Consider the following 21,350-nt stretch of genomic DNA (forward strand, 5'->3'; position numbering starts at 1 on the left):
GGAAGCTTATCTAAGCTTCAATGTAGCTAGTCCAAGTAGAACTAAAAACAGTGAAATAATCCAAAAACGTACAATCACTCGCGGCTCAGGCCAACCTTTCAACTCATAGTGATGATGAATAGGCGCCATACGGAAGATACGTTGTCCACGGAGCTTATATGAGCCAACTTGCAAGATCACCGACACGGTTTCCATTACAAAAACACCGCCCATAATTACTAGCAAAATCTCTTGGCGAACCAATACAGCAATCGCGCCTAGCGCCGCACCTAACGCTAATGAGCCAACATCACCCATAAATACTTGCGCTGGGTATGTGTTAAACCACAAAAAACCTAAACCGGCACCAACAATTGCGGTACACACTATCACTAACTCACCAGAACCCGGCAAGTATGGTATGTGCAAATAGTTTGCAAACTGTACATGGCCTGAAAGGTAAGCAATTAGCGCAAATGCAGCAGCTACCATCACAGTAGGCATAATCGCTAAACCATCTAAACCATCAGTTAGATTTACAGCATTACTTGAACCGACAATAGTGAAGTACACTAACACAATAAAGAAAGCACCAAGCTGCGGCATAATATCTTTAAAGAAAGGCACGACTAATTGAGTTTCACCAGGGTTTTGCGCCGACGCATACAGATAAACAGCGATTGCTAATGCCGCAGCAGATTGCCAAAAATACTTCCAGCGCGCGATTAAGCCTTTGGTATCTTTACGTACGACTTTACGGTAGTCATCTATAAAGCCAATTAAGCCAAAACTGCCGAGAACAAATAGCACCACCCAAACGTAACGGCTGCCAAGATCGCCCCATAGCAATACACTCACAAATACACCGGCTAGAATGAGTATCCCCCCCATAGTAGGCGTACCACGCTTACTAAAATGAGACTCCGGGCCGTCATTACGCACCACTTGACCAATTTGCATTAGCTGCAAACGCTCAATCATCTTTGGTCCTAACCAAAGGCTCAATACCATCGCCGTCATCAAGCCTAAAATGGCCCGAAACGTCACATATGAAAATACGTTAAACCCGCTGTAAAATTGGGTTAAATACTCAGCCAGGTAAACCAGCATTAAACAAACTCCCCGCGACCAAAGGCCATTGTTAAAGCTTCAACTACTCGTTCCATTCTCGCACTGCGAGAACCTTTTACCAGCACTGTAACCTCAGCTGGTAAACCGTTAATATAGTGAATAAGCCCTGCAACTAATTCATCAATATCATGGTAATGTTTAGAGCCAAAAGCGTGACTAGCACCTTCACTCAATGAACCGACACAAAACAGTGCATTTATGCCTTTTGTTTTAGCTAATTCACCAAGCTGACGATGCAAAAGGGCGGCATTGTCGCCTAATTCGCCTAAATCGCCCAGTACTAAACAGCGATTTCCTTTAATTTCTTGAAGCCAGTCAATAGCAGCCCCCACCGAAGCCGGGTTTGCGTTATAACTATCATCAATAACAGATACTCGCCCAAGCTGACTTGGTAACATACGCCCTTTGACAGGCTGTAATAGACTAAGACCCTGACAAATATCAACTAAAGGCAATCCAAGTGCTAAACACATGCTGGTTGCTGCTAAGGCATTCGATACTTGATGGCGTCCTGCCAGTGGCAGGTTTACCGCAACACGCTGAGTTGGCGTACACAAATTAAAACCATAGCGGCCATAAGCATCTGCAACTAAATCTGTAGCAAACACATCTAAATTAGTTAACACGTCAGTTTGCACACCAAAACGAAGCTGCTTAAGGTGACTAGAAGCCTTGAGCATGACATCAGCAAAGCCATCATCGGCATTAATCACTGCCGTACCATTGGCTGCTACATGGTTAAAGATCTCTGACTTGGCTTTTGCCACACCTGCCAGTGAGCCAAAGCCCTCAAGGTGAGCTGAGGCTACATTGTTAACCATAGCCACACTCGGCTTCACTAAGCTTGAGGTGTAATCAATTTCACCAGCATGGTTCGCACCTAACTCAAACACACCAAACTCATCGCCTTGTTGTAAGCGCAATAATGTCAGCGGTACACCAATTTCGTTATTAAAATTACCTGCCGTAAACAACACTTGATGCTTTTGCGACAAAATCGTTGCGATCATCTCTTTAACACTGGTTTTGCCATTAGAGCCAGTCAATGCAATACAAATTGGCGCAACCTTTTCACGCACATAAGCGCCGATCTCACCCATTGCCTTTTGGCTATTTTCAACGATGATTTGACTGACCTTAATAGGCAGTTCTCGTTCGACTAATAACGCATTGGCCCCCGCATCAACTGCTGCTTGCGCAAAATTATGGCCATCAAAGTTCTCACCTTTTAACGCCACAAATAAAGTCTTATTATTAACCGCTCGACTGTCACTAGAAACGCAGTCTATTTCAACGCTCTCACCAACTAATTTGCCATTAAGGTGGGTCGTCAATTCAGCTAAAGAAACCTTTATCATAAATCACCTTCCGCAATTGCTTTGGTGAAGGCTCTTTCATCGTAATCCAATTTTACACCGTTCACTTCTTGATAAGTTTCATGACCTTTTCCAGCTAACAACACCATATCGCCAGGCTTTGCCTCTGCGACAATCGTTTGGATAGCCAACTTACGATCAACTTGGGTTAAAGCATCTTGCGGGCGTCTAAGACCTGTCAAAATGTCATTAATAATGGCTTGGGGATCTTCACTACGGCTATTATCACTGGTCACCATCACCTTATCAGCAAACTGTTCAGCGCTGGCAGCCATCATAGGCCGTTTACCTGTGTCTCTATCGCCACCACAGCCAAATAGACACCAAAGCTCACCACGACAATGAACTCTTAATGCTTTTAGTGCTTGCTCAATTGCATCTGGAGTATGGGCATAATCCACCACCAGCGTGACATCATTTGCAGTGGTAAAGCGCTCCATACGCCCAGGGACTGGCTCAAGCAATGCTGCTAGTTCTACTAACCGCAACATATCTTCACCAAGCAAGTAAAGTGCGCCAATTGCAGCAATTAAGTTAGCTAAGTTAAAGTCGCCTAATAATGGCGAGTTAAGCTGTGCCTCCCCTTGTGGCCACACTAAAGTGCAACGCACGCCGCCATCATGAAAGTGGCAATCTTTGGCATATATATCTGCAGGAGCGTTGCCTTTTACGCTGTAAGCTAACAACTTGTCTGAAGCCAACTCTGTAAGCCACTCTTGACCAACAGCATCATCGGCATTAATTAAACCTGCACGTAGACTGGCAAACTGAAACAAGCGCTTTTTCGCTGCGCCATAAGCTTGCATTGTGTGGTGGTAATCAAGATGGTCACGGCTTAAATTGGTAAAGACAGCCACATCAAAAGGAACCGCCTCCACTCTACCTTGCACTAAACCGTGACTAGATACTTCCATTGCACAAGTATCGGCGCCTGCCTGTTCAAATTGCTGCAGCTGTTTGATTAAAGTAATAGGATCGGCTGTGGTATTGCCGCTATCTACAAGCTGGCCCCATAAACCGTTACCTAAAGTGCCCATTACGGCAGTTTGTTTAGCTTGCAGTAACTGCAGTTGCGCCACCAACTGAGTAATGGAGGTTTTACCGTTAGTACCAGTAACCCCTATGATTTGCGGACGCTTGGTTGATAATGGGTATGCCTGCGCAGCTACAGCTGAAATCTGACGGTTTAGCTGAAAAAACAGGATCTGTAAGCCTGCATCATTAACCGTTTTACCATGCTCTTCAGGCGAATCGGTGTGCACTAAAGCTGCTATCGCACCGCGTTCAAAGGCCGCACCGATAAATTTGCGGCCATCAGCTTGGTACCCCGGAATTGCGACAAACACATCGCCAGACTCAACCGCTCTACTATCTAATGTTAAGTTTTGGAAGCGCTCAGCTCCCGAATAATGGAACCATGGCGCCAATAAATCGCGTATTAGCATCATTCTACACTCCTAGAATTGGCAGCGAGGCGTACTTTTTCACGCTTTGAAATCGGCTCGACGTTAAGCATCTGTAAGGCACCGGACATCACAGCAGCAAAAACTGGCGCGGCAATATCACCACCATAGTAGCGATCACCCTTAGGCTCATTCACGACCACAGCAATCGCCAGTTTCGGGTTATGCACTGGCGCAACCCCAGCAAACAGGGCAACGTAATCCTCACCATAACCACCAGCAACCGCTTTACGTGCTGTACCTGTTTTACCTGCAACTGGGTAACCTTCAATATGCGCTTTTAGCGCGGTGCCACCTTTTTCGGTTACTCCCACCAGCATCTCCATAACACTCTGCGCTACTTCTGGTGATAACACCTGTGTGCCTTCAGGCTCTTGCTTAAGCTTTAAAATTGAAACCGGATAAAGCACACCTTTGTTGCCTAAAATTGAATACATTCTGGCTAGCTGCAACGGCGTAGCCATTAAGCCGTAGCCAAAAGATAAGGTCGCGCGTTCAAATTCAGACCATCTGCGACGATCATGAATAAGTCCGGCACTTTCACCTTCTAAATTAATACCTGAATAATTGCCTAACCCCATGGTTTGATAGGCGCCAAGTAACTCTTGCACTGGCATAGAAAGGGCAATTTTAGTCATCCCCACGTTACTCGAATGCACCAAAATACCGCTTAGGGATAAATCACCATAATTGCGACCATCGCGCACAATTTTACCGCCAATACGCATGCGCCCAGGATTAGTCTTAATGATGTCATCGACTTTAATCGTGCCCGCTTCAAGCGCTGCTGCAACCACAAATGGCTTGATAGTTGAACCCGGCTCATAAGAATCCGTTAATGCACGGTTACGCATACGGAAGCCTTGCAAATTTTCACGGGAATTGGGGTTATAAGATGGCGTATTAGCCATAGCAAGCACTTCACCTGTGTGTACATCAAGCACCACAATAGACCCCGAAGTGGCTTGGTTTGCCTCTGTCGCCTTTTTCAGCTCACGATAAGCAAGCTGCTGGATCCGCTGATCGATACTCAGTACAAGATCGTTCGGGCTCTCCCCCTCTTGCACCATATCAAGTCGTTCAACAACATGACCATCACGGGACTTACGTACCTTTTGTTTACTTGGTGTGCCAGTTAACCAGTCGTCATAGGTGTTTTCGATCCCCTCAATACCTTTATCATCGATATTGGTGATCCCCACCAGTTGCGCTGAAATTTCACCTGTAGGGTAATAACGACGCGATTCAGGCTTTAAATACACCCCCGGCAGCTTTAACTGCTTAATGTAATCAGCAACAGCAGGGGTTACTTGACGCTTAAGATAGGTAAAGCGTTTACGCGGGTTAGATTGAACTCGCTTGAGAATATCTTCTTTTGGCTCGTGCAATACATCGGCTAGCGCCTGCCAACGACGCATATCTGCAAAGCCATTTTTATCGTGCACCACTTTAGGATCAGCATAGACTGCTTTAACAGGTACACTCACAGCCAGCATTTCACCGTTACGATCTGTGATTAAGCCACGCTGCACTTCACGGCTCGTCGTGCGCAAAGTTCGCATATCACTTTCATGACGTAACTTTTCAGGCTCAATAATCTGAATATAAGCCGCCCGCCCAATCAAGCTGGTAAACATCAGGCAAACAAATCCCACAACGACGTATAAACGCCATTGGATTAGCTGTGGTTTTTGTTTACGTTTAGCCTGTTTACTCATGGCACCCTTACAACAATCTCATTTTTGGGTAGCGGACGATTCATATTAAGCTCCTTCGTCGCTATCCTGGTTATTCGGCTATGCTCTGAACGTGACTGCTCTTCAAGTAACAAATTGCGCCATTCAATATCTAGCCGATCTCTCTCTTGTAATAACTGATCCCACTGGCTGGTATACTTGCGCCCTTCATGGCTGGTGTATACCACCGCAATTGCATTTAGCACCACGAGTAGTGCAAGTAACATCACCCATTTGTTGTGCCAAAGGTCTTGCAGCACAATGCGAGTTAAATTCAATTGCGACTTACTCAAGTTGACCTCTAAATCGCTTCTACGTCATAAGGTAAGCGCTCAGCAACACGTAATACCGAGCTGCGCGCTCTAGCATTGCGCTCAATCTCTTCAGCAGACGGTTTAATGGCTTTGCCTACCCCTTTTAATTTACGTGATTTATTGATTTCAGCTTCTGTAATCGGTAAACCATGAGGCACGCTTTCACCTTGGCTATTGCGACGGATAAAGCGCTTAACCATGCGATCTTCCAGGGAATGGAAACTAATTACTGATAAACGACCTTCCGGTGCTAATACCGTTAGCGCACCTTCAAGTGCTTGGTCAATTTGCTCAAGCTCACTATTGATATAGATACGGATAGCTTGGAATACACGAGTCGCTGGATGCTTGTTACGCTCTTTATTTTTAGTAATCCGCGCAATCAGATCAGCTAGCTCAGTGGTACGTAAAAATGGTGTTTTTTCACGATCTGCTGCAATACAACGGGCAATATGACGCGCGTTCTTTTCTTCACCATAGGTTTTAAATACCCATGCCATATCTTCAATTTCAGCACGAGCAATCCACTGTGCGGCAGTTTGTCCTTGCGAGTTATCCATACGCATGTCTAATGGACCATCACGTAGAAAACTAAAGCCACGCTCAGCATCGTCTAACTGTGGCGACGACACACCAAAATCTAATAACACCCCATCAATCTTGCCCTTTAGGCCAAGCTCTTCAACATAATCAGCTAACTGCCCAAAACCGCCATGAACAATTTGAAAACGGCTATCATCTTTAAACTGCGCAGCAGCAGCAATGGCTTGCGGATCTCTATCGATTGCAATGAGTCGACCATCAGGTCCTAGCTGTTCAAGCACCTTGCGCGAGTGACCACCACGACCAAATGTGCCATCAATATAGATGCCATCTGGTTTAATGTTTAAGCCAGCTACCGTTTCTGTTAACAGTACTGATAGATGTTCAAATTCTTGTGTCATGGTTGTCTTCTATTTTTAAGTATCACTGCTTACAGTGAAAAATCTGCTAACCGCTCGTTAGCAGCCAAATCTTCATTAAGAATCGCAGTTCGACTCTGTTCAATCTGTTGTTGCCACGCTGCTTCATCCCATAACTCAAACTTATTGAGCTGACCAACCAGCATCACACGTTTATCTAAGTTGGCATACTGACGTAATGGCGTTGGTAATAGCATGCGGCCGTTACCATCTAATTCGCATTCGTGGGCATAGCCGAGCAACAATCGTTTCATTGCTCGTTCGGTAGGTTGTGTATCGGAAAGTGTCGCTAATTTAGCGGCTATCTGTTGCCACTCTTGAATGGGATACAAGAGCAAACACGCTGATTGGATATCTACAGTCACTACAAGTTGGTTATTATGACAGGCGCTCAGCAGCTCACGGTATCGCTTTGGTATCGCGATCCGTCCTTTGGTATCAAGATTAATAGCGCTTGCCCCAGAAAACACCGTATTGTCATCCCTGCCGTTCTATAAATGATCCACAAATATCCACATTTCCCCACAACAGCTAAGTTTAGGGATAGAACGCAAGACTTGTCAAGGAAAGGCGCTTATTTAAAATCCAGCAACCAAGCGGGTTAGCAGCTAATTAGCTGCTAACATTTAATGAAACGGGTTAACGTGGATTTATGTGGGGCTCTGCGACCAATTACTGACTAAAAAGCTGTAAAAACAGTCACAAAACTGCAGTGAATATTATGCTTAAGACCAATAATGTGGATATCGTCGTCATTTTTAACCCGGCAAATCAACTTTATTGCTTATACATTTAGTTTGTTGAGCGTGCTAAAGAGCCCTGTTTTAGGCCTTTGCATTAATCATAATTAACCCAAAAAATAGCGAAAGCTAAAGCCAAATACACATAACCGATTAAATATTCACCAAACGTGGCCGATAAACTAGATAGTCATCACAAGAATGGTAATTAAAGGGGGAGAGCATGAGCATTGATAGCATTTACGCCATGTTGGCTAAGCCCGTTATCGCTAAGGTAAAAGCCAAGCGCAAAGTTAAACAGGTCAGTGCGAGTGCAGCGGCAACTAACGATAACCCAGATTTACAAAACACAGCACTTGCAGAACATCTAGAGCGGCGAGGCGCAAAAAAGGATAGACGCCAGCAACAAGACTCAGCGTCACCACTTCCCCCTCACCTTGAAAGAAGAAAGGCGCCTGAAACAGATAGGCGTAAAAGACAACAAGCAACAGCATCGGAAGAGCCTGAAACTGTAACACCCGAATCCACCCACACTAGAATTGATATCAATGTGTGAGTAGTAAGTTTGTGCTCAGATAATCGCTATCTAATACGCGCCACAGCTTGTTGCCAGCCACGATACAAACTATCTCGCTCTTCGCTGCTAATTTGTGGCATAAAGCTACGTTCAACGCCGGCTTTAAGCTTCAGCTCATCGGTTGATTGCCAAAAGCCCACCGCCAAGCCCGCTAGAAATGCCGCGCCCATTGCCGTGGTTTCTGTAAGCTCAGGTCGTTGTACTTCCACGTTGGTAATGTCGGCTTGAAACTGCATTAAGAAGTCGTTAGCCACTGCACCGCCATCAACTTTAATCTGTTTTAACTTCACAGCGCTATCTTTGGCCATTGCGTCTAATAAGTCTCGGCTTTGATACGCAATGGCTTCTAGCGCGGCACGAATAATATGATTGCGATTTGCGCCACGGGTTAAACCAACCAGTGCTCCGCGTGCATCAGGATCCCAATAAGGAGCCCCCAAACCTACAAATGCCGGAATTAAGTAAACGCCATTAGTATCTGCCACTTTTGAGGCGAAGTATTCAGTATCTTGGGCATCTCGAATAAGGCCGAGTTCATCTCTAAGCCACTGCACTGTTGCACCGCCCATAAACACCGAGCCTTCAAGTGCATAATTGACTTCACCATCAGCACCAATAGCAATAGTAGTGAGTAAACCATGTTTTGACTGCACCGCTTCTAAGCCTGTATTCATCAACAAGAAACAACCCGTTCCATATGTATTCTTGGCCATACCTTCTTCGATACACAGTTGACCAAATAGCGCAGCTTGTTGATCGCCAGCCATGCCAGCAATCGCAATATTGCTACCTTCCCCCGCAATACGTGTATGACCATATACTGCTGATGACGGCTTAACCTCAGGCAGCAGCGATGCAGGAATATTTAACGCTTCTAGCAGTTTTTTATCCCAAGTTTGGCTATGAATATTAAACAACATGGTCCGAGATGCATTGGTTGGATCGGTAACATGGACTTTACCTTCTGTCAGCTTCCAAACTAGCCAAGTATCTATGGTGCCAAATAACAACTCGCCCTTTTCAGCCCGCTCTCTTACGCCATCAACGTTATCTAATATCCACTTTATCTTTGTGCCAGAGAAGTATGGATCGAGTAGTAAACCCGTAGCTTGTTTGACATAGTCTTCAAGACCTTGTGCTTTTAATTGTTCACAAATATCTGTGCTACGGCGACACTGCCAAACAATCGCGTTATACACCGGCTTACCTGTGACCTTATCCCAAATTACCGTGGTTTCACGCTGATTAGTGATCCCTATCGCAGCCACATCTTCACTGTGGATATCTGCACGCGCCAGAACTTCGATTAAGGTAGAGCTTTGCGAAGCCCAGATCTCCATTGCATCATGTTCAACCCAACCAGGTTTAGGGTACATCTGACTAAACTCACGCTGCGAACTAGCAACCATATTGGTGTTTTGATCAAATACAATTGCCCGAGAACTGGTAGTCCCTTGATCTAATGCGATGATGTACTTCTTTGACACTGATATTTTCCTTATTATTGCCGTGTTTGTTTCAGCACGCCTATTTCCGGCGGCACAATATCTAGATTAACAGCATCTCGCCAGACTTGCTCATCACAAGCGTGAGCAGGGTAATACCATACGGCATTAATTTTATCGCCATTGAGCTGATAAACACCTAAACTGCACTGGCTACTTTTTTCACCATCATGGCTCCATTGCACCTCTTCTACTGTACTGACGTAATTTCCGGTGACGGTAATTCGCCTTAATGTTGCTTTAGCATCATTCAGGCTCGCAAAGTAATCAGTCATTGCTGCACCTAACTCATTTTGGCTCGATGTCTGAATATCCATCTTCATTGCCGCAACATTGGACCAATGAATATTAGCAGTTGTGTATTTAAGCATCTGCTCAACGCTATGCTCATTAAACCCTTGAATAAACTGTCTGACCACAGTTACAGATTCAGGCTCATTAACAGCTTCAGAAGCTAAAGCTAGTGTAGACTCAACCTCTGTGGTATTGGCCTGTGATACCAAGCTAAAACATGCTGCGCTGAGCGCAAATAACCAAATTTGGGGTTTCATGGTAAACCTCTTTTATATTCTGCTATCTACAACCATTAATATCTTAAATGCTCAGGCCATCACATATTGTGCTGCCCTCATCTTTTTTACCATGAAAACAGTGCTACAGGCCAACTTGATAGTGCTTTATTTTAGGTAAAAAAAAGCCCCGCAAATGCGAGGCTTTTCGAGTAACGAAAGATGACTCTAACGTTAGAAGAATAACTTAGAAGCGGTAAGTTGCTTGAACACCAAGTAACGCAATGTTACCGCTAGTCGTACCAGAGAACGTACCACCAAATAGTGCTGATGATTTATCCGATTCTATACCTGGACGCGGCTCAACAACTGGTGACTCGTCAGCAAAAATGTAAGTAAAGCCTAAGTCCATGTCGAAGTTTTCGCTGAAAGCGTAACCCATACCAACACTTAGCCATAAACGATCCATTTCAGGAATAGTCAGTGTACGGTTAGCATCAGAAACCGCAGACATGTCGTAAGCAACACCACCACGCAAAGACATCTTTTCATTTAACTGATAAGTCGTACCCACAGCAAAACGGTAACTGTCTTCCCAATTTTCCTGTTTAACCAACTGTGTTGGATTAGTTAATTCTGGGATATAGGCTTCTAGCTTTTCAAATGAACTCCAATCAGTCCAGTTAACGCTTGCATGAAGAGCCAGCTTATCTGTTAGCTGATGGAAAGAAGCAATCTCAGCAGTTGCAGGAAGTGTTAGGTCCATCGAACCAGCATATTTCTTCTCTGGTGCAAGCTCTGGCGTCTGACCAGCCATAATAGAACCAACTGCCGCACCAATTACTTCTGGATCATAAAGGTTAAACGCTACACCGTTTGCTTCACCAGAAAGAGTTTGCTTAACTTCTGAACGGTAATTCACACCAATTCTGTTATTGGCGTTAATCTGCCAAGCAGCACCAAGCTGCCAACCCCAAGAAGTGTCATCGCCTTCCATATATTTAAGGGTAGTGCCTTTAGCAACAGGTATACCTTGGTTAATTCCCAAATCTGATAATGGGATCATTGTATCTGCAGAACTCTTAGCACCAATACTGCCTTCACCTAAGACAAATCGTACACCTGCACCAACGCTGAACTGCTCATTAATGCGATAAGCAATGTTAGGGTTGATTTCAACAGTGGTTACTGATGCTTCATTACCAAACTGAGTGCCACGGAAACTATCATCTAGCTCTGTCGCCATACCAAAGTTGCTGCCTAACGCTAGGCCTAAATACCACTGTTCATTTAATTGGTGTGATACATAGAAGTTAGGTACCACTGCATCACCAGCGATATCTTTTGCAGACGTAGAGTTAACACCATCAATGTAAGTCACTTCGCCATTGATATCGATGTTAGGCATAACCAAAATTGCACCTGTAGAAACTTGTGTGCCTTCTAGATAAGTTAGCATCGCTGGATTACGGAACTGTGCAGCCGCGTTATCAGCCATTGCAGCTTCACCAGCATAAGCACGGCCTAAACCTGTTGCCGAGTATTCAGCTAATTGAAAACCTGCTGCTTGAACTTGTGTAGCAGCTCCCAACATTGCTGTACTCACAGCAAGAGTAATTAAACGCTTTTTCATCGGTGATCTCAGTTGTGTTAACAATAAGTAGAGTAATAACTCCACTTTTTAATGGCGGCGATTTTACAATTGCAGAATATCTTTTCAAGTACTTTATATAAAACAGCATAAAACACTACCCAAAATAATTAAAAACAGCTTAAAACTGGATGAGATCACATTTCACTATGTAAACACGAGGTACAAAGTCAGCAACTTCGTCGCTGAACAATAAAAACCCAAAATAAAAACAAAGCATAAATACATACAAAAACAACAACATAACCAGATAAAAACCCAAAAACACCTGTACTGCTTTTTATTCATCAAAATGCAGCACAAATCACTAGCAGAAATAACTCACTGACTAGCAACGACAAATAACAAAACGAAAAGTCATTAAATTCAGATAAATAGATAGACGCCCACGTTAAGCAAAAACAAAAGCCGCCTAGAAATAAATCTAGGCGGCTTACTCAAATCCTAACGCTGGTACAAGTGTACGCTATTTTTCCAGCTTAAATTTAACTCGCGCTATGCTCTCCATGCTGGAATTTGCGCCTCGTATTTAGCAATTGTATCGGCATGTGACAGCGTCAAGCCAATTGCATCTAGGCCGTTTAACAGATTGTGCCGGGCTGAGGCGGCTATCTCAAAATGGAATACCGCTCCAGAAGGAGAGGTCACTGTTAACGATTCAAGATCAACTTCAATCTCTGCGCCCTCTTTAGCATCAACCTCAGACATCAATTGCTTCACTTCGGCATCAGTCAACCTAACAGGCAGCAAACCATTATTGATTGAGTTGCCATAAAAGATATCTGCAAAACTCGGGGCAATAATCACTCTTAAGCCAAAGTCAGCCAATGCCCAAGGTGCATGCTCTCGGCTCGAACCACAGCCGAAGTTTTCTTGAGACAACAAAATTGACGCGCCCTGATAACGCGGCTTATTCAAATTAAAGCTTGGGTTAGGTTGATCACCGGCATCATCTAAGTAGCGCCAGTCATGAAAAAGATGCACCCCAAACCCGTCACGTGTAACCTTAGACAAAAATTGCTTAGGAATAATTTGGTCGGTATCAACATTGGCACTATCTAAAATTACCGCAAGCCCTGTGTGTTTAGTAAATGGTTGCATTTTATACTCCTAATATGGCTTACGAATATCAACAAAATGACCAGCAACAGCCGCCGCTGCTGCCATTGCAGGACTGACTAAATGAGTACGGCTACCGCGACCTTGACGGCCCTCAAAGTTACGGTTACTGGTTGATGCACATCTGTCGCCAGCTTCTAACTTGTCATCATTCATTGCTAAGCACATAGAGCAGCCCGGTAAACGCCATTCGAAGCCCGCGTCAGTGAAGATCTTATCTAAACCTTCGGCCTCCGCCTGCTCTTTCACTAAACCTGAACCCGGGACTACAATTGCCTTCACACCAGCCGCGACTTTACGGCCCTTGGCATGATGTGCTGCCGCACGTAGATCTTCAATACGTGAATTAGTACATGAGCCGATAAACACCTTATTAATACTCACGTCCGTCATTAATGTACCAGCCGTTAAGTCCACATATTGCAGCGCACTTTCAATGCTCGAACGGACCGTTGAGTTAGGCTCGTTTTCAGGATTAGGCACCTGCTGGTCAATCGCTACCACTTGACCTGGGTTGGTTCCCCAAGTGAGTTGCGGCGCAATGTCTTTAGCATCCAACACGATCGATGCATCAAATACAGCATCTTCATCTGTTTTAAGCTGCTGCCAAGCAGCTAATGCTTGCTGCCAGTTGTCACCTTTCGGTGCAAACTCACGGCCTTTCAAGTACTCTGCGGTAGTCGCATCTGGCGCAATCATGCCTGCTTTAGCACCCATTTCAATCGCCATATTACACACTGTCATCCGCCCTTCCATTGTCAGAGCTTCAATCGCTTCCCCACAAAACTCAACCACATAGCCGGTACCGCCATCCATACCAATTTTACCGATAATCGCCAATACAATATCTTTTGCGGTGATCCCCGGCGCAACATGGCCACGAACTTCAATTTTCATGGTTTTGGCTTTTAGCTGACGCAAAGTTTGGGTTGCCATTACATGCTCAACCTCTGAAGTCCCAATACCAAAAGCCAAGGCACCAAATGCACCATGAGTCGCTGTGTGTGAGTCACCACATACAATCACAGTTCCCGGCAAAGTAATACCAAGCTCAGGCCCCATAACATGTACAATACCTTGGTTTTTATGATGAATATCATAAAGGCGCACACCAAACTCTTTACAGTTACGCTCAAGTGTTTCCACCTGAGTACGTGCCATTGGACTAAGTGCCTCTAAGCTAGCACTGGTGGTAGATGTGTTGTGATCCATAGTCGCAAAGGTTTTGTCTGCTGCACGCAAACGGCGCCCAGCCACTTCTATCCCACTAAAGGCTTGTGGTGATGTCACCTCATGAACTAAATGTCTATCGACATAAATGATGGGCGCTTCACCTTCTGGCGCCACAACAACATGGCTGTCCCACACTTTTTCATACAAGGTCTTAGCCATGTTTTATACTCCTTCTCGGATAAGTTGCGCGATGTAATCACCCATTTCACTGGTTGATTTCGCCTGATGGCGCTGATCACTTGCCAATAACTCACCGGTTAGGTAACCGTCACTCAATGCTTTACCAACGGCCGCTTCAATTGCCGTTGCTGCTTGTTCTTGCTTTAGACTATGACGTAATAACAGTGCTGCCGATAAGATCTGCGCCACAGGGTTAGCAATGCCTTGGCCAGCAATATCTGGGGCACTGCCGCCAGCAGGTTCATATAAACCAAAACCAGAACTATTCATGCTGATAGAAGACAGTAAGCCCATTGAGCCAGTTAGCATGGCAATCTCATCTGAGATGATGTCGCCAAATAAGTTGGAACACAGCATGACATCAAATTCATCTGGACGGCGCAGTAACTGCATAGTCGCATTGTCGATATAGATGTGCTCAAGCTCAACATCTGGGAAATCTTTGGCCACATCTTCAACCACCTCACGCCAAAGCACCGAGCAAGCCAATACATTTGCTTTATCTACCGAAGTAACTTTTTTGCGACGACCTTGTGCTGTTTCAAAGGCGATTTTAGCAATACGGCGGATCTCTTTGCGGCTATAGCGCATCGTATCGAAAGCTTGTTCATCTTCGCCTTCACCTTGGCGGCCTTTAGGTTTACCAAAATAAATACCGCTAGTTAGCTCACGAACGCAAAGCACGTCAAAGCCCCGAGATGAGATATCACTACGCAGTGGCGACATATGTTCGAGGCCTGCGTGTAACTTGGCTGGGCGCATGTTACAAAACAGCTCAAAGTGACCTCGAAGCGGCAGTAATGCCCCCCGTTCAGGCTGATCGTTTGGCGCTAAATGTTCCCACTTTGGGCCACCAACTGAGCCAAATAAAATTGCATCAGACGCTTCACAACCTTTAAGTGTGGCATCAGGTAACGGGCAACCATGCTTATCAATGGCTGCACCGCCGACATCATATTCACTATACTCAATCGATAACGCAAATCGCTCTTCAGTTGCCTTTAACACTTTACGTGCTTCAGCCATCACTTCCGGCCCAATACCATCTCCAGCCAGTACTGCAATCTGATAACTCATACTTCAGCTAACTCCTGTATTTTTAAACTTAAATTTTGTCGTTTATCGATGAATTTACACGCTGCCCAATGCTTGCTTCGTTTGCTGGATACGCTCTTTACAATCGGCTACCTTGTCGGCTCGCCAAGTTAAATTCATCACATGGATTAGTGCTTTAGCCGATGCCTCAACAACATCCGTTGCCAAGCCCAAACCATGAAAATTCTGCTCACGATATTTGGCAGTAATATCGACCTGCCCCAAGGCATTTTGCCCTTCGCCTTTAGCACTCAATTGGTAACTGGTGATATTAATTTCGCAGCCTGTTGCACGCGCAACCGCTTTATACGCTGCATCTACGGGACCATTACCCGTTGCCGCTTCAGTAATAACCTCACCGTCGATGATCACTTTCACCGTCGCAGTGGCACTACCTTCGGTTGAGTCTGAGTGCACCACTAATTGCTGTAGCTTATAATGATCATCCGTTTCTGCCTGTGCCTCCATAAAGGCAAGTGCTTCTAAATCGTAATCAAATACCTGACCTTTTTTATCAGCTAAAGCCAAAAACTCTTCATACAAAATATCCATGTCGTAATCTTGTTCGCCATAACCAAGCTCTGTCATACGGTGCTTAATCACATGGCGACCTGAGCGTGAGGTCATATTTAAGTTGTTTCGATTAAGACCAATGCTCTCTGGCGTCATGATCTCATAAGTATTTTGTGCCTTTAGCATGCCATCTTGGTGGATCCCCGATGAGTGAGTAAAAGCGTTAGCACCGACAATGGCTTTGTTAGCTTGAACTGGCATATTACAAAGCTGACTTACTAGGCTAGAAGTACGGTGGATCTCTTTAGCGTTAATACCAGTCTCTAAGCCTAACTCGCCTTTACGGGTCGACAAGATCATGGCGATCTCTTCTAATGAACAGTTACCTGCACGCTCACCAATACCATTAACGGTGCACTCAATTTGTCGTGCGCCATGCTGAACAGCAGTAATAGAGTTAGCCACTGACAAACCTAAGTCATCATGGCAATGCACCGAAATTACCGCTTGGTCGATATTAGGCACACGGTTGAATAAGGTTTGAATAATGCCGCCAAACTCACTTGGTACTGTGTAACCCACGGTATCAGGAATATTAATGGTACGAGCGCCGGCTTTAATCGCTTCCTCTACCATACGACAAAGATTATCAATCGGGGTGCGGCCGGCATCTTCACAAGAAAACTCCACGTCATCGGTAAAACGGCGAGCATACTTCACCGCTCCAACGGCCATATCAAGCACTTGATCAAATGAGCGCTTTAGCTTGCTTTCAACATGAATAGTCGAAGTTGAAATGAAAGTATGAATACGGAACTGTTCAGCCACAGACAATGCCTGTGCAGCAGCATCAATGTCCTTTTCTAGCGCACGCGATAGTGCACACACGCGGCTATTTTTAACCGTACGCGCAATAGTTTGTACCGACTCAAAGTCTCCAGGAGATGACACAGGAAAACCGACTTCCATTACATCAACACCTAAACGCTCTAGCGCGAGTGCAATTTGAAGTTTTTCTTTAACCGTTAAACTTGCTGCTAATGCTTGTTCACCATCACGTAGGGTGGTGTCAAATATAATCACTCGGTTAGACATCTACTTTCTCCATCAAACATCACTGTTCAGTTATGCGTTCACGTTGCTAGTTGTTAGATATAAAAAACCCCGCTATCTTCGCGGGGTCTGTTTATGCCGGCTTGTAAAAAAGCGTGTAGCACTAAATCCTCCGCGCAGATCCTGCGAGAATGAGAGTTTGGAGTTCTAGTAATGCACTGTTTGGCTTATTCACTTTTATTCAGTCCAGATAAATAATTATTCCACACAACACTGTGAGGACGGTTAATTTTTAACTTGCCAAAGCATCTATGTCAACCATGAATTCGCTTACTTCAGTAATTTTCAGGTGAATTATCGCTCATAAAAACAATTATATTGACTTTTAATTGCACAAAAACAACCTTATTTAACTTAAAATTGTTTTATTCACTTCAAAACATTAGCCTGCCGCAATATTTTCGCGCGACTAGCTTTTTTATGCATATTTTATTTATATTGGCTATAATGCTCGCTCAATCAAGAAGTAGCGGATAAGGATCACCCCTGGAGCGTTCTAAAATGGATTTTCGTATACTGGCTGCCAGCTTGTTGCTGTGGCTTTCGCCTGCGTATTCATTAACGCAAGACCAGTTCAACCAACTAAATCAAACCGTTTTTCAATACCCGACTTCCGCGCTAGATAGTATCTATCTTCTCGAAAAAAAGTTAGATAGCCATCCAGCTCCTAAAATCTCAAAACTCAGACTTAATAGCCTTAAGTGTGAAGCTTTTTTGCAACTTGGTGAAAACGCCGCTGCAATCAATTTAGCAAGATTAAATGAAGCCAAAGCAAAACAATTACAGTTAGATGAAGCACGGCCTTACTTCCTCAATTGCATGGCCAGTGCCTTTGTGAATTTTGGTAATTATCAGCAAGCTTTACCATTGCTCCATACTTCAATAGCCCTATCTCGTGAGCTTGAGCAACCACAGGCCTTAATCAATGGCTTGTGGTTACGTAGTCAACTCGACGCAAAAGTGCTGCATGATAATACCGCTATCGAAGATCTTAGACTTGCGCTGGATCTATTTCCGCTAATCGACAAGCAGCAACAACAATGGCTGCAACCTCCGCTTGTTTACCTAAAAGCATCAATGGCTAAACAGCTAATGGCAGACAACGAGCAACAACAAGCTTTTGCATTTCTTGATAAAGCACTTAAACATAAAGATAGCGAAGGTAAAGTAGCCTTAAGCCTATTGATCGATGCAGCCAACTTGGCGCAAATAAGTCAACGGCCGGCTTTGAGAGATAAGTATATCCAACAAGCGAGAACTAAACTGGCTGAACTCGGCAGTCCGCTAGAACTTGCGATAGCCTATAAAGAGATCGCATTTATCGACTATTCCAGCGGTAAATACAGTAGCGCAGAACAACTGTTGAGCCTAAGTTTGAATACATTGAAAAAGCAGTCTCATAGCAATGAAATGATGGCTGCATTGCGTCTATTAGGTCAGGTAAAGCTCGCACAGGGGAGTCAAGAAGCCGGGCTAGAACATATCGAGCAAGCTATTGAGCTAGCCAAAATAAAACAGCGATATACCGACTTACAGCTTTGTTATGCGATCCTGGCTGAATACTTTGCTGATAAGAAGGACTTTGAAACAGCCTATGATTACCAACTTAAGCAATTTGATGCGGCTCAGAGCAATACAGCATTTATTCATAGTATTTGGCTATCACACATAAAGTCAGATCTGAGCCGACAACAACAAGTATCTGTTACTAAACAAAGCAATAATGCGGCGATTATGCCAAGTCAATTACTGCCTAGCCCGTTTATTCCAATCTTATTTATCTTATTTAGCTTAATTATGTTTATTGCTTGGTATCACAGACAAACACCCAAAAAACAAAGCAATAATAAAGAGCTCCCCGTCATTAAGCCCATTGCGAGCGGAAAACAACGATTAGAGGACATGCTAACCGTAAGTAAACATGCCAACTATCCATTGTCATTACTGGTACTCAACCCGAGTGAAATTCAAACATGTGATGTGCCAATTATGATTGAGCAATTACAGACTAAATTACGAGAGCATGATTTGCTGTTTTTACAGTCGGAGCAGCAGCTATTAATTATGTTACCGCACACAACCGAATCTGGTGCAATTCATGTTATCAACCAATTATCGGATACCGTTGCCCTATGGCAAAATAGCAGCAAAGTGCATATAGGACTGGCTTGTATGCAGCAGTTTGATAATTTGCAATCAATGATCAAGCGAGCTAACGTCAGCCAATTAAGACAAGCAAAACTAAACCATCCAAGCCATGAAGGTGAAATTTAGCTTTCCGCTAAGTAATCGGCGATCTCATCCAAGAACTCGCCACCAAAACGTTCGAGTTTACGTTCACCAACACCATTAACCGCTAACATTTCACCTGGGCTGGTCGGCAAAATAGCCGCCATTTCAGCCAATGTAGCGTCGTTAAAGACAAGATAAGGTGGCACATCCAACTCTTCTGCCAGCGTGCGACGTAATAGTTTAAGTCTTGCAAACAACTTACGATCATAATTAAGCGGCGCCCTTGGGTTACTACTGCGACGCTTAGTCGTTTGAATCACTATTCTCGGCTCTGCCAATAATAATTCCACCTCACCTTTAAGCACTGCTCGTGCTGATGGATTTAGTGTTACTGAAGATCCACGAGTAATATCTTGATTAGCCAAACCTAAATGAATTAACTGGCGAATCACACTAAGCCAATGCTCGTGGCTCTTTTCTTTTCCGATCCCCCAAGTGGAGAGTTTGTCATGGCCACGTTCAATTACCGTTGCCGACTTAGAACCACGCAGCACTTCAATAAGGTGGTTAATACCAAAGCGCTGACCCATACGGTAAATACAAGACAGCACCTTTTGTGCATCTTGGATACCGTTATACTTCTTGGGTGGATCGAGGCAAATGTCGCAGTTACCACAAGCCTTGTTTGCTGGCTCATCAAAGTAGTGCAGCAGCACTTGGCGGCGACAAGTCTGTGCTTCAGCAAAGGCTGCCATGGTATTAAGCTTATGAAACTCAACCTGCTGCTGTGGCCCCGGCTCAGACTGTTCAATCAGATGACGTACTCGGCCAATGTCAGCAGGATCAAACAACATCAGAGCTTCTGAGTCTAAACCGTCACGACCTGCACGGCCGGTTTCTTGATAATAAGCTTCAACACTTTTGGGAATGTCGTAGTGCACCACGTAGCGCACGTTAGATTTATTAATCCCCATACCAAAAGCGACCGTAGCCACCACTATATCGAGCTGATCTTTTAAGAATCTATCTTGTACGTCGGCCCGTTCTTCCTGGGTTTTCCCCGCGTGATATGCTTCGGCTTGGTAGCCTTGCAAGCGCAAGCGCTCGGCCACTTCATCGACTCGGCGACGACTACTACAATATACAATGCCACTGCTGCCATTTTGCGCCGCAATAAACTGACGTAACTGATTAGCCGCATTGAGCTTTTCAGCAACAGTGTAACGAATATTCGGTCTATCAAAGCTAGTAAGTAATGAATGAGGAGTGATGGTTAATCGCTCACAAATATCTGCTCGAGTAGCTTTATCCGCTGTTGCGGTTAATGCCATTATCGGCACATAAGGAAACTGCTGGCGTAATCGCCCTAACGCCGCATATTCTGGTCTAAAATCGTGGCCCCACTGTGAAATACAGTGCGCTTCATCAATAGCAAATAACGACACATTAAGTTCATGCAGGCGATCAATAAAACTAGCCTGCAGCAAACGCTCTGGCGATACGTAAAGTAATTTAAGCTCGCCATAACGCATCTTTTGCAGCACTTGTAAGCTTTCTTCACGCGGTTGCGACGAGTTTAAATAAGCGGCTGCGACACCGGTTTGAATCAAGCTGTCGACCTGATCTTTCATTAACGAGATCAGCGGTGATACCACCACCGTAAGGCCTGGTAATACTAATGCAGGCAATTGATAACACAGGCTCTTACCACCACCTGTTGGCATGATAACTAAGCAATCTTGCCCCGCACAGATCTGCTCAATAACCTCTCGCTGCCCCTCTCTAAATGTACGGTAACCAAATACCGACTGCAGGGTAGAAGATAATTGATCGACTGGAGTCTCGAGCGCCGCCTGATCCATAGTGAACCTGTGTTAAAAATAAGGCCGACTATTCTAATGTAGGCTGGCGCGATTGTCTCT

At 44.6% G+C, this 21,350-nt stretch carries 17 protein-coding genes; 2 read left to right on the plus strand and 15 right to left on the minus strand.

Going from position 1 to position 21,350, the window contains the following annotated elements; genetic code table 11:
* Positions 1 to 6: 6 nt before the first annotated feature.
* Genes mraY through mraZ form a run of 7 tightly spaced genes read right to left on the minus strand, consistent with a single transcriptional unit; the run spans position 7 to position 7,431 of the window.
* Positions 7 to 1,089, minus strand: coding sequence for a phospho-N-acetylmuramoyl-pentapeptide-transferase (gene mraY, locus L884_RS0120570; RefSeq protein ID WP_028769254.1), 1,083 nt, complete (start codon positions 1,087 to 1,089; stop codon positions 7 to 9).
* Positions 1,089 to 2,468, minus strand: a complete 1,380-nt coding sequence (locus L884_RS0120575; RefSeq protein WP_028769255.1) for a UDP-N-acetylmuramoyl-tripeptide--D-alanyl-D-alanine ligase — start codon at positions 2,466 to 2,468, stop codon at positions 1,089 to 1,091. Before L884_RS0120575 ends, mraY begins: the two co-directional genes overlap by 1 nt.
* Positions 2,465 to 3,934, minus strand: a complete 1,470-nt coding sequence (gene murE / locus L884_RS0120580; RefSeq protein ID WP_028769256.1) for a UDP-N-acetylmuramoyl-L-alanyl-D-glutamate--2,6-diaminopimelate ligase — start codon at positions 3,932 to 3,934, stop codon at positions 2,465 to 2,467. The genes L884_RS0120575 and murE overlap by 4 nt, the downstream gene beginning before the upstream one ends.
* Positions 3,931 to 5,667, minus strand: a complete 1,737-nt coding sequence (locus tag L884_RS0120585) for a peptidoglycan D,D-transpeptidase FtsI family protein (RefSeq protein ID WP_028769257.1) — start codon at positions 5,665 to 5,667, stop codon at positions 3,931 to 3,933. Before L884_RS0120585 ends, murE begins: the two co-directional genes overlap by 4 nt.
* A complete protein-coding gene (gene ftsL, locus L884_RS0120590; protein ID WP_028769258.1) occupies positions 5,664 to 5,978 on the minus strand; it encodes a cell division protein FtsL in 315 nt (104 codons plus the stop codon). Before ftsL ends, L884_RS0120585 begins: the two co-directional genes overlap by 4 nt.
* A gap of 8 nt (positions 5,979 to 5,986) precedes the next feature.
* A complete protein-coding gene (rsmH, locus tag L884_RS0120595) occupies positions 5,987 to 6,943 on the minus strand; it encodes a 16S rRNA (cytosine(1402)-N(4))-methyltransferase RsmH (protein WP_028769259.1) in 957 nt (318 codons plus the stop codon).
* A gap of 29 nt (positions 6,944 to 6,972) precedes the next feature.
* On the minus strand, positions 6,973 to 7,431 hold the full coding sequence (mraZ, locus tag L884_RS0120600) for a division/cell wall cluster transcriptional repressor MraZ (RefSeq protein ID WP_028769260.1): 459 nt from the start codon (positions 7,429 to 7,431) through the stop codon (positions 6,973 to 6,975).
* Positions 7,432 to 7,924: 493 nt separating this feature from the next.
* Between mraZ and L884_RS22485 the strand changes: the two genes are divergently transcribed.
* The gene (locus L884_RS22485) at positions 7,925 to 8,257 is read left to right on the plus strand and encodes a hypothetical protein (protein WP_037411380.1); all 333 of its coding nucleotides are present in this window, start codon (positions 7,925 to 7,927) and stop codon (positions 8,255 to 8,257) included.
* 26 nt (positions 8,258 to 8,283) lie between these two features.
* Here L884_RS22485 and glpK read toward each other — a convergent pair whose 3' ends face one another.
* From glpK to leuA, 7 genes are all read right to left on the minus strand, one after another.
* On the minus strand, positions 8,284 to 9,765 hold the full coding sequence (gene glpK, locus L884_RS0120610; RefSeq protein ID WP_028769261.1) for a glycerol kinase GlpK: 1,482 nt from the start codon (positions 9,763 to 9,765) through the stop codon (positions 8,284 to 8,286).
* Between the two features lie 14 nt (positions 9,766 to 9,779).
* Complete coding sequence (locus L884_RS0120615) at positions 9,780 to 10,334, minus strand: nuclear transport factor 2 family protein (protein WP_028769262.1); 555 nt, start codon at positions 10,332 to 10,334, stop codon at positions 9,780 to 9,782.
* Between the two features lie 205 nt (positions 10,335 to 10,539).
* Entirely contained in the window at positions 10,540 to 11,925 is a 1,386-nt protein-coding gene (locus L884_RS0120620; protein ID WP_028769263.1) for an outer membrane protein transport protein, read from the minus strand.
* A 513-nt stretch (positions 11,926 to 12,438) separates the two neighbouring features.
* Complete coding sequence (gene leuD / locus L884_RS0120625; RefSeq protein ID WP_028769264.1) at positions 12,439 to 13,044, minus strand: 3-isopropylmalate dehydratase small subunit; 606 nt, start codon at positions 13,042 to 13,044, stop codon at positions 12,439 to 12,441.
* A 9-nt stretch (positions 13,045 to 13,053) separates the two neighbouring features.
* Positions 13,054 to 14,454 carry a 3-isopropylmalate dehydratase large subunit gene (gene leuC, locus L884_RS0120630; protein ID WP_028769265.1) on the minus strand — a complete coding sequence of 467 codons (1,401 nt, stop codon included), beginning with the start codon at positions 14,452 to 14,454 and terminating at the stop codon, positions 13,054 to 13,056.
* Between the two features lie 3 nt (positions 14,455 to 14,457).
* Complete coding sequence (leuB, locus tag L884_RS0120635) at positions 14,458 to 15,552, minus strand: 3-isopropylmalate dehydrogenase (protein WP_028769266.1); 1,095 nt, start codon at positions 15,550 to 15,552, stop codon at positions 14,458 to 14,460.
* A gap of 54 nt (positions 15,553 to 15,606) precedes the next feature.
* Positions 15,607 to 17,178 carry a 2-isopropylmalate synthase gene (leuA, locus tag L884_RS0120640; protein ID WP_028769267.1) on the minus strand — a complete coding sequence of 524 codons (1,572 nt, stop codon included), beginning with the start codon at positions 17,176 to 17,178 and terminating at the stop codon, positions 15,607 to 15,609.
* A gap of 519 nt (positions 17,179 to 17,697) precedes the next feature.
* Here leuA and L884_RS0120645 point away from each other — a divergent pair.
* Positions 17,698 to 19,470, plus strand: coding sequence for a tetratricopeptide repeat protein (locus tag L884_RS0120645; RefSeq protein WP_028769268.1), 1,773 nt, complete (start codon positions 17,698 to 17,700; stop codon positions 19,468 to 19,470).
* Here the strand turns inward: L884_RS0120645 and recQ are convergent.
* The gene (recQ, locus tag L884_RS0120650; protein ID WP_028769269.1) at positions 19,467 to 21,290 is read right to left on the minus strand and encodes a DNA helicase RecQ; all 1,824 of its coding nucleotides are present in this window, start codon (positions 21,288 to 21,290) and stop codon (positions 19,467 to 19,469) included. The genes L884_RS0120645 and recQ overlap by 4 nt on opposite strands.
* Positions 21,291 to 21,350 lie beyond the last annotated feature (60 nt).

This window comes from Shewanella fidelis ATCC BAA-318 (genome assembly GCF_000518605.1).
GTDB lineage: Bacteria > Pseudomonadota > Gammaproteobacteria > Enterobacterales > Shewanellaceae > Shewanella > Shewanella fidelis.

Excerpts from the sequence above, each read along its gene's own strand:
- mraY (WP_028769254.1), bottom strand. The coding sequence starts at position 1,089 with ATGCTGGTTTACCTGGCTGAGTATTTAACCCAATTTTACAGCGGGTTT.
- L884_RS0120575 (WP_028769255.1), bottom strand. The coding sequence starts at position 2,468 with ATGATAAAGGTTTCTTTAGCTGAATTGACGACCCACCTTAATGGCAAA.
- murE (WP_028769256.1), bottom strand. The coding sequence starts at position 3,934 with ATGATGCTAATACGCGATTTATTGGCGCCATGGTTCCATTATTCGGGA.
- L884_RS0120585 (WP_028769257.1), bottom strand. The coding sequence starts at position 5,667 with ATGAGTAAACAGGCTAAACGTAAACAAAAACCACAGCTAATCCAATGG.
- rsmH (WP_028769259.1), bottom strand. The coding sequence starts at position 6,943 with ATGACACAAGAATTTGAACATCTATCAGTACTGTTAACAGAAACGGTA.
- L884_RS22485 (WP_037411380.1), top strand. The coding sequence starts at position 7,925 with ATGAGCATTGATAGCATTTACGCCATGTTGGCTAAGCCCGTTATCGCT.
- L884_RS0120615 (WP_028769262.1), bottom strand. The coding sequence starts at position 10,334 with ATGAAACCCCAAATTTGGTTATTTGCGCTCAGCGCAGCATGTTTTAGC.
- L884_RS0120620 (WP_028769263.1), bottom strand. The coding sequence starts at position 11,925 with ATGAAAAAGCGTTTAATTACTCTTGCTGTGAGTACAGCAATGTTGGGA.
- leuD (WP_028769264.1), bottom strand. The coding sequence starts at position 13,044 with ATGCAACCATTTACTAAACACACAGGGCTTGCGGTAATTTTAGATAGT.
- leuC (WP_028769265.1), bottom strand. The coding sequence starts at position 14,454 with ATGGCTAAGACCTTGTATGAAAAAGTGTGGGACAGCCATGTTGTTGTG.
- leuB (WP_028769266.1), bottom strand. The coding sequence starts at position 15,552 with ATGAGTTATCAGATTGCAGTACTGGCTGGAGATGGTATTGGGCCGGAA.
- leuA (WP_028769267.1), bottom strand. The coding sequence starts at position 17,178 with ATGTCTAACCGAGTGATTATATTTGACACCACCCTACGTGATGGTGAA.
- L884_RS0120645 (WP_028769268.1), top strand. The coding sequence starts at position 17,698 with ATGGATTTTCGTATACTGGCTGCCAGCTTGTTGCTGTGGCTTTCGCCT.
- recQ (WP_028769269.1), bottom strand. The coding sequence starts at position 21,290 with ATGGATCAGGCGGCGCTCGAGACTCCAGTCGATCAATTATCTTCTACC.